We start from the raw sequence: 9,050 nt of genomic DNA on the forward strand, positions 1-9,050 counted from the left end.
CAGTCCGTCGCCTCGCGGAACCTCATCGCCTCAAGCAAGAATTCGCCCGCGTTGCGGATCTCCTCGACGAGGAAGTCGCGCGCTAGATCGGGCTGGCCCTGGCGCAGGGCGTCCATGATTTCCTTGTGCCTGTGCGGCGCCCGGCCGAGCGAGCTTCCCAGCAGCGCCCAGCGCGCCTCCCAGAACATCGGGCTGCGGCGAAGCCACAGGCTCTCGATGAAGCTGAGCAGCAGGGCCGAACCGGAGGAGCGGTAGAGCTCGAACAGGAAGCCGGTATCGGCTTGCCGCACGCCTGTCGGATCGCTGGCGAGCCGGGCGGCTTCATGCTGCGCCACGAAGGCGTCAAGCCGCTCGAACTGTGCGGGCTTCAGATGCGGCGCGGCAAGCGTCAGCGCCAGCGGCTCCAATTGCAGGCACATCGCCGTCAGTTCGGAAAACTCGCGCCGGGTCATGCGCGGCACCACGGCCGTTCCCGATGGCTTGGCATCCAGCGCTCGCTCGTTGACCAGGCGGCGTAGGGCTGCGCGCACCGGCATCGGGCTCAGCGATAATGCCGCGCAGACGCCCCGAATGGAAAGCTTGCTGTCCGGCGTGAAATCGCCATTGATCAGCGCGCTGCGGATCAGCCGATAAGCTTCCTCCNCGAATGGAAAGCTTGCTGTCCGGCGTGAAATCGCCATTGATCAGCGCGCTGCGGATCAGCCGATAAGCTTCCTCCTCCAGCGCGCCCGCGGCCGTGGTTTCGGTGCTCGCTTCGCTCTTGCCCATATGTTCTATGCCCGCCCGGTTCGGCTGCGATCTTTGTCTTGCTGGAACTCAGTCGCGCCGTCTGGCTCGTCACGACCGTGTTGCATGGATCGGCTGGTGAGCACACAGAGCCCATTCGGTGCCTTTGCTTAAGCGATGCGGACGGACTTCGGGCGCCCGAACTCGAGCATCCGGTAAGGCCTGAACGGCGACAGCGACCTCGGTCGCACGACGTCGGTCGGTCCGCGAAGGCAGCGCATTTCCAATCACTCGTTTGGCCGGCTGATGGCAGCCTCCACCAGGGCACGGCGTGTACCCGGACCGCTTCTGCCAGCCCCTGCCTCCATGCTGCGCTTTGTTTTTGGAGATACCGGTCGCGCTGAGTCGGCGCGGTCTCCGCCGTATCGCTCGGCACCGCCGTTGATCGTGGCGGGATGATCACGTCAGCGCTTGTGTCCTGCGGGGCTCGGCCCGCCAGCCGGCAATCGCCTCGTCAGAAAACCAGACGGTGAGGCTTCCGCGCTGGCGCAAGGATACTCCGCCCAATTCGCCACCCGGTATTGCTGCTTCGGGATGCAGTGACGGCGAGCGGCATTAGTCTTGAACGGCATAGTGGAGATCACGACCTCAGGAGGATGCGGTTCCCCTATGCCATGCCACTTCGGCCGCTAAATCGCTCATCCGTACAACAAGGCGTATCGACACGGATCGCCTCAGTGGCTTCCGTCGCAATGTAATCGTACTGAGCTGGATCAGCCGACAGGGCCATTGGATGAAGACCGAGACGCCGGGCCGCTTGGACGTAGAGCAGACTATTGCCCGGTGTATTGCCTTCAATCAGGATGAGTGCTCTTGTTGCCATTTGTGTTGGCCTTTCGTGGTGTCCGATGCGGCGACATGACGGTAAATCGAGCCAGTTTTCAGACGTGTCTGACTTCCGATTTTTGGTCAGCCTGCCATTAGATTGCCAAGCCTTCCCATCTGCTCCGCGGGTCGGGAAAGCGCGATCCTCATGGCAGTGACAGCATTTTCGATGAGCGTGGTCATGAGATGATTTCTCCTCGGTCCGCGACGCGCTTGCGGATAACCATGCATCTACCGTTCCAAAAGAGAACACCATTTAAAACAATACGATATCTCTCATGCTGCTATGTCGCTTGTCCGACATCGTTGGACATCAGACAGCGCGGGGCGCGGTTGGATGGCGCGTGAGCCCCGCTTTCCCGCGAAGGAACCTGTCCGCCATTTCTTGGAGAATGCTTGGCATCCAACAACTGTCGGGTTTGTCGAGTCTGTGACACGGTGCTGTGTGTCCTGGTGTCCTGGCGTCCTGCCGCACTCTCATGGGAGCTATTGAATACGCTGCCGACCATTTCTTCTGAGGCTCTTTCTGCGCAGTTGGTACGACTTTGAAGCTCCCTCGTCGCGGGCAGGAACTGCCGACCGGCATTCATGGCGTGAGTAACAGCGCGATCGCTGAAACGAGGAGAAAAGGAAAGCAACATGTCAGGGCAGCACAATCAACTTAAGCCGACAAGCGCTCGTCCCCTCCGCACACCTGCAGAGCTGGTCGAAACTGGCCTCGTTACGGCTGAAGACCTTGCTAGTAGTATCGACGCCGTGGCCGAGCGCTATGCCATCGGGATCAGCCCCGCCATCGCCGCGCTGATCGACCGGAACGATCCGAAGAATCCGCGAAATGGTCGGTCCGCAGGGGCTCGGCACCCTCTCGCCCGAGGCCATGGACGAGGCGTTTGCCTATATCGCCAAGCACCCGGAAATCTGGGAGGTGATCCTCACCGGTGGGGAACCGCTCATGCTCTCACCCCGCCGCCTCGGGGAAATCATGCAGCGGCTGGATGCCATCGATCACGTGAAGATCGTCCGCTTTCACACCCGCGTTCCCGTGGTCGAGCCGGAACGGATCAACGAGGCTTTAATTACCGCCATGAAGGCGAGCGGCAAGACGGCCTATACAGCCCTATGCCAATCATCCGCGCGCTGGGGGCCTTCGAGGTCGCGGCGAACGGCGATCTGGCGAACTGGAAGATCCCTGGCAAATTCTCGCCGGGCATGGGCGGCGCGATCGAACTGGCGCAAAAGGCGCGGCGGGTGGGCGTCATCATGATGCACACGGATCGCAAGGGCAACCCGAAGATCCTCCCACAATGTCCCTGCCCTTAACCGCCAAAGGCCGTGTGAGCCGGATCTATACCGATATGGCGGTCTTCGACATCACCGCCGAAGGCCTGCATCTGCGCGAAATCGCCGAAGGCGTCGGCCTCGCCGAGCTTCGTGCGGCAACCGGCGCCCCCTTCCGTATCCCCGATCAGGATTTGCCGAGGTTCTAGATGGACAGGACTGCCATCCTCCGTGCGGTCGATGCACTCTTCGACCGTGAACTGGAATTTCTGACCGAACTGGTGCGCCATCCGTCGACACGGGGGGCCGAGCAATCGGCACAGGATTTCGTGGAGAGTGAGTTGTCTGGTCTCGGTTATGAGGTCGACCGCTGGCAAATCGATGTGAGGGAGATCGCGAACATGCCCGGCTTCTCGCCGGTGATCGGCAATTATGAGAACGCCGTGAACGTGGTGGCAGCCTACGCAGCCGGGCCAGCAGCGGACGCAGCCTGATCCTTAACGGCCATATCGACGTGGTGCCGATCGGCCCGCTGGACATGTGGGATCGCGCACCCTTCGACCCCCATATCGATGGCGATTGGATGTACGGCCGCGGCGCGGGTGACATGAAGGCCGGGTTGGCCTCGAACCTCTTCGCCATCGAGGCGTTGAAGCATCTCGGCCTGCGTCCTGCCGCCGCCGTATTCTTTCAGTCTGTCGTGGAGGAGGAATGCACCGGCAATGGCGCGCTAGCCTGCTTGCAGCGCGGCTACCACGCCGATGCGGCACTGATTCCCGAGCCGTTTGCCGAAAAGCTCGTGTCCTCGCAGGTCGGGGTGATCTGGTTTCAGGTGCGCCTGAACGGCCTGCCGACCCATGTCGCCTATGCCGGTTCGGGCGCCATCGAGGCGGCCATCCCCCCTATTCGAGGCGCTGCACCGGCTAGCCTAGTCTCTCATGTTCCCTGTCAAGGTTGAAGGCAAGAAGGCTCGCCTGCTTGGCAGGTTTGCGAAGCAGTCGGACCGGCTGAAGCTGCACAGGGCTGGGGGTGGAGCTCAGAGACGACGGTTGATCAGACTCTCATCCGCGGGTTGGGTACCGGCCTTCCGTATCTTCGTCTCGGGGCTGTCCTCGGTCTAGAGGGCGGGCGTCGGGCGCATCGGCTTGGCCACATAACTAGCGACGGGAGTTCCCCACCGTGGCCCCACCCCCAACACTGTGCAGCGGGTTGGGTCGAGACCGGCTATGACGGCGCGACCTCCCGGCCGATGGCCCACAAGAAGGCGGCCATCTCGCGTGCGATCGCAGCCACGACCACCGGCGGTTTCTTGCCGGCGGCGCTGAGGCGACGATAGCGGGCGCAGAGCCGGAGCTGCCCCTTCCAGGCAATATCGCGGACGGCCTTGGGCAGCCCCTCGAGCCGCACCCTCAGGGTCTCACTGACCCTGGCAGGATAGCGGTAAGTCCATGCCGCTTCGACCAGGGCGCGGCGGGCGCGTCGATTGCCGGCGAGCGTAAGGCTCGACCGGCGAACCGTGTCACCGGTCGAGCGCTCCCTCGGGACAAGGCCGAGAAAGGCCATCAACTGCGGCGGCGTATCGAAGCGACGCACATCCCCAATCTCGGCCGCAAATATCACTGCGACCAGGAACGAGGCGCCGCGCATGGCCTGATAGGCCTCAACGACTCGCGCCATGGACCAAGTTGGCACGACGGCGCGCAACTGCTCATCCAGGCGGTGTAGTCGCTGAGCCGCGTCCTCGATCGCGTCGATCTTCTCCTGGAACACGATCTGCTGCGCGGTATGCTCGAAGTTCTGTCGGGCAAGCCAGCGCCGGTGCGCCAATGTCCAATGACCGCCGTTCTGGTAGATCCGCCCATGGCGCAGAAGGAATGAGAGCAGCTGCTGGCGTTTGCGGCGCAGGTCGTCGGCTGCGGCTTCGCGGGCTCGGACCAGATCGCGGACAGCCTCGTGGACTACGTCCGGCACCCACACCCCGATCAGTTCGCCCGCCCGATGCAGTCGCGCCAGCGTGACCGCGTCCCGCCGGTTGGTCTTGACGCGCTCGCCCGGCCGCTTCGGGATCAGGGCCGGCGCAACCACCATGCAGTCGTGACCAAGATCGCTGACCTGCCGGCACAACCCATAACCCGTCGGCCCAGCCTCGAAGCAGACGTGCAGTCGATCATACTTTCTTCCCAGCTTCTTGATCGTCCGCTCTATCGCCGCCGGACTATTCTCGACCTCGCCGACGAACCGGACCTCGCCGGTGCGGCCGCCCTCCGCGATCGCAACCGCGTGCTTCTTCTTGGCTACATCAAACGCGACAAATGCTTCGCTATACTCTCCCATGGCTCGCTCTCCGTGCGTGAGGATCGGCTCGGCCCATCCGAGCAACCCTCGTCTTTTAATCGCACGAAAGGGCGGGCCACCGTTCTCCGCCTCGGAACATGACGTCTAGAGCGGCGGATGAATGCACCGGAATGCCGCCATCACGACTATGCCGGCCACAGCCATGCGCTCAACCTCAACATCGGCAAGATCGAGGGCGGCGACTGGGCAGTTCCGTCCCCGCCTGGTGTGTTTTCGATGTGCGCATGGGGGTATTCCCCGGCCAGAACCTCGACGAAGTGCACCACGGATCGAAGAGACCATCTTCGATGCGGCCCGCAACCATCCCTTCCTCGCCAGGAACCATCCCGAAGTTGTCTATAATGGCTTCGCCGCCGAGGGCTATTCCTTCAAGGATGACAAGAGTGCAGCGGCGCGCGCGGCGCTGGCCGCGCTCGACCGCGCCCACAGCCTTGTCGTCGGCAAGCCGGTTAAATACGAGGCGATCACCGCCACCACGGACGCCCGCTTCTTCGGCCTCTACGCCGACACCCCAGCGCTCGTCTATGGCCCGCGCGCCGAGGCGATCCACGGGTTCAACGAGCGCGTCGATCTAGACTCGGTCCGGCGCGTGACCCAATCGACCGCCCTGTTTATCGCCGACTGATGCGGCCTGGAGGAAGCATAACCCATGCGCGACGCCGTCATTGTTTCCACCGCCCGAACCCCGATCGGCAAGGCCTATCGCGGCGCCTTCAATGCCACGCAAGGGCCGGTTCTGGCAGCCTATGCCGTGCGCGCCGCCTTGGCTCGTGCCGGCCTTGAGGGCGGAGAAGTGCAGGATTTCACGCTGGGCTGCGCCCTGACTCAGGGCACCAGCGGCATCAATGTCGCCCGCCATACCGTCTTCGCCGCCGGCCTTCCCGACGGCGTGCCCGCCGCGACCATCGACCGGCAATGCGTATCCGGCCTATCGGCGATCGCAACGGCAGCCAACCAGATCCGCTCCGGCGAGTGCGATATCGCCCTGGCCGGCGGCATGGACAGCATCTCGCTGGTGCAGAACGACGATTGGAATGGAACGCATTACCGCATCGCCGGTGTGCGCAAGGGCTATTACATGACCCATGCTGGCCACGGCCGATCTGGTCGCGCGCAAATATCGCGTCACCCGTGCGGCGCAGGATGAATATGCGCTGGTCAGCCAGAAGCGCACCGCCGCCGCGCAAGAAGCGGGACGCTTCACCGAGGAGGTCATTCCGTTCGACACCGAGCAGCGTCTGACGAACTGGGAGACCGGCGGGGAAAGTATCGCGTCCGTCACCCTGGCGCGCGACGAATGCAACCGTCCTGGCACGATCCTGCAAGGCTTGGCCGCGCTCGCGCCGGTGATGGGCGAGGATTCGACCGTCACCGCCGGCAATTCCTCCCAGCTTTCCGACGGCGTCTCGGCCTGCGTCCTGATGTCGGCCTCGGAGGCGGCTCGCGAAACCTCACCCCGCTTGGTGTATTCCGCGGCATGCTGACCGTCGGCTGCGCTCCTGAGGAAATGGGCATCGGACCCGCGCTGGCCATTCCGTCCCTGCTCGATCGCCACGGCCTTTCGCTCGACGACATCGACCTCTTCGAGATCAACGAGGCCTTCGCCGCGCAACTGGTCTATTGCCGCGATCGGCTAGGACTCGATCCGAAAAAGCTGAACGTCAATGGCGGCGCCATCTCGATTGGCCATCCCTACGGTATGAGCGGTTCGCGCCTTGTCGGCCACGCGCTGCTGGAAGGACGCCGGCGTGGCGCGCGCTTCGCCGGCGTGAGCATGTGCGTGGGCTGGGGCATGAGGGCCGCAGCGCTGCTTCAGGTCGCTTCCTGAGCAAAATCGACCTCTCTCGTGGCCGCTCCTGGCGACCGGAGCAGAAAGGATCATGATGACGTCGTGATTATCATTCCGGGTGGCCGAATGCGGGGATTGCGAAGAGATCCTGCTGGCGCTTCGGTTGCTGGCTGAGTCCCTCGGCGTTCCCGGCGCTTGAAAAGCACTAGGGAAGATATTGAAACCGCCGGGTTCGGTCCTCGGCGCGAGTTTACCGGGATGCTGGCCGAGGTCGACGGCAAGATCGCCGCCATCTGCCCTTACTTCCCGATGTTTTCTTCTTGGATGGGCAAGCCGGGCCTGTACATCCAGGACCTGTTCGTCCACGAGGAATTCCGAAGCGCCCGGATTGGTGAAAAGCTGCTGCGCCACGTCGCCCGGGCCGCTAGCAATGACGGTTACCACTATCTCCGCCTGACCGTCGATCATGGCAACCAGGCGGGTGCTCGCTTCTATCTTCGGCATGGATTCTAACCGGCGAACGATGAGACGAGCTACAGGCTTTATGGCCCGGCATTCGAGAAGTTTTGTCGCAGCGGAACTAAACGCCACTCTCGAGGCTGTACCAATAGCGCCCTCTGCCATTTATCAAGGTGCCCCCCCGGATACGTCATGCCAGTTTTTGGACTTGTTTCGGAAAAGATACTGCTGTCGAACTTCTCATCCTGAAGCGGGAGCCATCATGAGCTTGGTAGCGGATTCACGGGTTTGCGCAAGTGGTGTGCCACCAATCCAAGCAACAATGCGGACGAGGTTCATGGCAGCCGCCGTCAGCACGTGTTGTAGATGCGTTTTGGCGAGACCGATATGGCGCAAGCACCGCAGATGCAGGACCTGCCCGCCGATGAGAGTGGAACAAACTTGGGGTAACGTTCGCACCTGATCATGAGCGCTTTGACGGCGGTGCCAAAGGAACGCGCCATTCTGGCTATATCCAATGATGTGACGCCGCCCGAGTGGCGATGTAAGAGGATGAGCACAGGATCTGGAACCTACCGAGCTGGCGCCAACCTCCGTGCGGCTCGACCTTGTTCATTTTTTGCCGTCTGAATGAGCGTGGCAATGGTCGGCTGCGTTGTGACTGCCCGCAAGGAGAGGGTTCTTTCTTCAATTACCCGCTTGACCGTATGTCGAACTCGATGCGTCCCTCGGTCAGGAAGCGTTCAAGCGGCCCAGATGGGATCTAGGTTTTGTTGCTATCGAGCTTGTCCGTCCGGAGCTTGGGTGCCCCCGTTGCCGGTGCTCCTCGAAATCGACCTTCTCTTGACGCCGGTTGAGCCATCGCCCGACAATGATTTAGTTGATTGCCTGTCATCCTCGTTTCAAGACAGTAGGAAAATACCGGGGTCATGCCCCGGTTGGAATTGGTCATCGTGGACATCAGGCAGTTAAGATACTTTGTCGGCGTCGTTGAAGCCGGCAGTTTCACAAAGGCAGCTGCGACCCTCAACGTTGCTCAAAGCGCTCTAAGCCTGCATGTGCGTCAACTCGAGGAAGGATTCGGCACCCAGCTTCTGGTTCGCGACAGGACCGGTGTCAGCGTCACGGTATCCGGAGACAAGCTGCTTGGGCGCGCGCGGAACATCCTGAAGGAAATTCAGATCACTGAGGCGGAACTGACCAACTCGGTTGCTGCTCCTTCCGGAGAGGTGACCATTGGCATTCCGTCCGGAGCCGCTCGCGTCCTTAGCGGTCCCCTGCTTGAATCGGTAAGAAGCGAATTGCCGAGAATCTCGCTTAAGATGATCGAGGGCATGACGGGACCGCTGGAGGAGTGGATGGCGGCTGGCCGCTTCAATCTGGCTGTCCTTTACCGGACTGCCGAGAGTGTAGGGCGAATGACGGTGCTGGCACGGGAAGAACTTTGCCTGGTGGTGCCGCGGGGTAAACCGCCTTTCGAAGATTCGATACCGCTCGCCGACCTGCATGCGTTTCCGCTGGCGGTTCCGATGCGCAACAACAATGTCAGGCGTTCGGT

At 62.2% G+C, this 9,050-nt stretch carries 6 protein-coding genes and 4 pseudogenes; 7 read left to right on the forward strand and 3 right to left on the reverse strand.

Translation table 11 applies throughout. The features are described from left to right. Together X773_RS0140270 and X773_RS78795 are read right to left on the reverse strand one after the other, a co-directional pair. Window positions 1–680 (reverse strand): GntR family transcriptional regulator (locus tag X773_RS0140270; protein ID WP_023680758.1); only part of this gene is annotated, 680 nt, incomplete at its 3' end. A 520-nt stretch (window positions 681–1,200) separates the two neighbouring features. After that, window positions 1,201–1,358 (reverse strand): annotated as a pseudogene (locus X773_RS78795) (IS5/IS1182 family transposase); the annotation flags it as partial. An 892-nt stretch (window positions 1,359–2,250) separates the two neighbouring features. On the opposite strand from X773_RS78795, the pseudogene X773_RS77795 reads away from it, so the two are divergent. The 3 genes and pseudogenes from X773_RS77795 to X773_RS72675 all read left to right on the forward strand — a co-directional run. Beyond that, window positions 2,251–2,744: pseudogene (locus tag X773_RS77795) on the forward strand (lysine 2,3-aminomutase); the annotation flags it as partial. A gap of 171 nt (window positions 2,745–2,915) precedes the next feature. Continuing rightward, a complete protein-coding gene (locus X773_RS72670) occupies window positions 2,916–3,098 on the forward strand; it encodes a hypothetical protein (RefSeq protein ID WP_245274886.1) in 183 nt (60 codons plus the stop codon). Then, window positions 3,099–3,815: pseudogene (locus X773_RS72675) on the forward strand (M20/M25/M40 family metallo-hydrolase); the annotation flags it as partial. Window positions 3,816–4,113: 298 nt separating this feature from the next. On the opposite strand, the gene X773_RS72680 reads toward X773_RS72675, so the two are convergent. Continuing rightward, the gene (locus X773_RS72680) at window positions 4,114–5,223 is read right to left on the reverse strand and encodes an IS110 family transposase (RefSeq protein ID WP_023680765.1); all 1,110 of its coding nucleotides are present in this window, start codon (window positions 5,221–5,223) and stop codon (window positions 4,114–4,116) included. Window positions 5,224–5,386: 163 nt separating this feature from the next. Here X773_RS72680 and X773_RS72685 point away from each other — a divergent pair, with 163 nt between their 5' ends. The 4 genes and pseudogenes from X773_RS72685 to X773_RS72700 all read left to right on the forward strand — a co-directional run. Beyond that, complete coding sequence (locus tag X773_RS72685; protein ID WP_245274885.1) at window positions 5,387–5,869, forward strand: M20/M25/M40 family metallo-hydrolase; 483 nt, start codon at window positions 5,387–5,389, stop codon at window positions 5,867–5,869. Window positions 5,870–5,893: 24 nt separating this feature from the next. Further along, window positions 5,894–7,072: pseudogene (locus X773_RS72690) on the forward strand (acetyl-CoA C-acyltransferase). A gap of 219 nt (window positions 7,073–7,291) precedes the next feature. Continuing rightward, a complete protein-coding gene (locus tag X773_RS78800; protein WP_023680770.1) occupies window positions 7,292–7,546 on the forward strand; it encodes a GNAT family N-acetyltransferase in 255 nt (84 codons plus the stop codon). Between the two features lie 899 nt (window positions 7,547–8,445). Continuing rightward, window positions 8,446–9,050, forward strand: a 605-nt coding sequence (locus tag X773_RS72700; RefSeq protein WP_036239822.1) for a LysR family transcriptional regulator, incomplete at its 3' end; no start/stop codon positions are given.

Source organism: Mesorhizobium sp. LSJC280B00 (assembly GCF_000502835.1).
GTDB lineage: Bacteria > Pseudomonadota > Alphaproteobacteria > Rhizobiales > Rhizobiaceae > Mesorhizobium.

Bases quoted from the DNA above. Each gene is read 5' to 3' on its own strand.
- X773_RS72670 (WP_245274886.1), top strand. From the start codon at position 2,916: ATGTCCCTGCCCTTAACCGCCAAAGGCCGTGTGAGCCGGATCTATACC.
- X773_RS72680 (WP_023680765.1), bottom strand. From the start codon at position 5,223: ATGGGAGAGTATAGCGAAGCATTTGTCGCGTTTGATGTAGCCAAGAAG.
- X773_RS72685 (WP_245274885.1), top strand. From the start codon at position 5,387: ATGCGCTCAACCTCAACATCGGCAAGATCGAGGGCGGCGACTGGGCAG.
- X773_RS78800 (WP_023680770.1), top strand. From the start codon at position 7,292: ATGCTGGCCGAGGTCGACGGCAAGATCGCCGCCATCTGCCCTTACTTC.